The sequence below is a fragment of the Pseudarthrobacter sp. NKDBFgelt genome (assembly GCF_046097905.1).
Taxonomy (GTDB): Bacteria; Actinomycetota; Actinomycetes; order Actinomycetales; family Micrococcaceae; genus Arthrobacter; species Arthrobacter polychromogenes.
The window spans coordinates 1-1991 of sequence record NZ_JBJURL010000159.1; the positions used below are offsets into that span (position 1 = coordinate 1).

1 rRNA gene is annotated in these 1991 nt (G+C 55.7%); it reads left to right on the top strand.

The features are described from left to right. The first annotated feature begins 187 nt into the window (after positions 1-187). Positions 188-1711, top strand: a 16S ribosomal RNA gene (locus tag ACKAE7_RS20815). Positions 1712-1991: the final 280 nt, after the last annotated feature.

Below are 1991 nucleotides of genomic sequence, written 5' to 3' on the forward strand. Positions count from 1 at the left end.
TGTGTCTGTTGTTTGAGAACTCAATAGTGTGCCAAGTTTGTTGATACCAATTGTTTTAGTGATTGGTTGAATTGACCGGGCTGTCCGCCCCTGTGGGTGGTCTGGTTTTTACAGCTGGTTTCAAATTTTGCAGTGTGGTGGCCGCGTTTTCCCGTGGTGCCATGTTGTGTTTCGTTTTTGTTTTACTTCAACGGAGAGTTTGATCCTGGCTCAGGATGAACGCTGGCGGCGTGCTTAACACATGCAAGTCGAACGATGATGGGAGCTTGCTCCTGGATTAGTGGCGAACGGGTGAGTAACACGTGAGTAACCTGCCCTTAACTCTGGGATAAGCCTGGGAAACTGGGTCTAATACCGGATATGACTCCTCATCGCATGGTGGGGGGTGGAAAGCTTTATTGTGGTTTTGGATGGACTCGCGGCCTATCAGCTTGTTGGTGAGGTAATGGCTTACCAAGGCGACGACGGGTAGCCGGCCTGAGAGGGTGACCGGCCACACTGGGACTGAGACACGGCCCAGACTCCTACGGGAGGCAGCAGTGGGGAATATTGCACAATGGGCGCAAGCCTGATGCAGCGACGCCGCGTGAGGGATGACGGCCTTCGGGTTGTAAACCTCTTTCAGTAGGGAAGAAGCGAAAGTGACGGTACCTGCAGAAGAAGCGCCGGCTAACTACGTGCCAGCAGCCGCGGTAATACGTAGGGCGCAAGCGTTATCCGGAATTATTGGGCGTAAAGAGCTCGTAGGCGGTTTGTCGCGTCTGCCGTGAAAGTCCGGGGCTCAACTCCGGATCTGCGGTGGGTACGGGCAGACTAGAGTGATGTAGGGGAGACTGGAATTCCTGGTGTAGCGGTGAAATGCGCAGATATCAGGAGGAACACCGATGGCGAAGGCAGGTCTCTGGGCATTAACTGACGCTGAGGAGCGAAAGCATGGGGAGCGAACAGGATTAGATACCCTGGTAGTCCATGCCGTAAACGTTGGGCACTAGGTGTGGGGGACATTCCACGTTTTCCGCGCCGTAGCTAACGCATTAAGTGCCCCGCCTGGGGAGTACGGCCGCAAGGCTAAAACTCAAAGGAATTGACGGGGGCCCGCACAAGCGGCGGAGCATGCGGATTAATTCGATGCAACGCGAAGAACCTTACCAAGGCTTGACATGAACCGGTAATACCTGGAGACAGGTGCCCCGCTTGCGGTCGGTTTACAGGTGGTGCATGGTTGTCGTCAGCTCGTGTCGTGAGATGTTGGGTTAAGTCCCGCAACGAGCGCAACCCTCGTTCTATGTTGCCAGCACGTGATGGTGGGGACTCATAGGAGACTGCCGGGGTCAACTCGGAGGAAGGTGGGGACGACGTCAAATCATCATGCCCCTTATGTCTTGGGCTTCACGCATGCTACAATGGCCGGTACAAAGGGTTGCGATACTGTGAGGTGGAGCTAATCCCAAAAAGCCGGTCTCAGTTCGGATTGGGGTCTGCAACTCGACCCCATGAAGTCGGAGTCGCTAGTAATCGCAGATCAGCAACGCTGCGGTGAATACGTTCCCGGGCCTTGTACACACCGCCCGTCAAGTCACGAAAGTTGGTAACACCCGAAGCCGGTGGCCTAACCCCTTGTGGGAGGGAGCTGTCGAAGGTGGGACTGGCGATTGGGACTAAGTCGTAACAAGGTAGCCGTACCGGAAGGTGCGGCTGGATCACCTCCTTTCTAAGGAGCACCTACAAGTCACTGCCGCGTGTATGCGGGGTGTGTGGTTTGTCAGGAGTATATGCCCGTTGCGCAGACGCAAGTTCTGCGGCGGGTGCTCAAGGGTGGAATATCAGCAAATAGCGGCTGCCGGTTCTTTCCGGTGCTTAGTACGGTTCCTTCCTTTGTGGGGGTTCCTGGAAGGGTGCTGGCGGGGGTTGGTGGTTTAGTGTTTGGCACACTGTTGGGTCCTGAGGCAACAGGGCCGTGGGTTCTGCCCCTTTTTGTGGGGGTGGGGTTG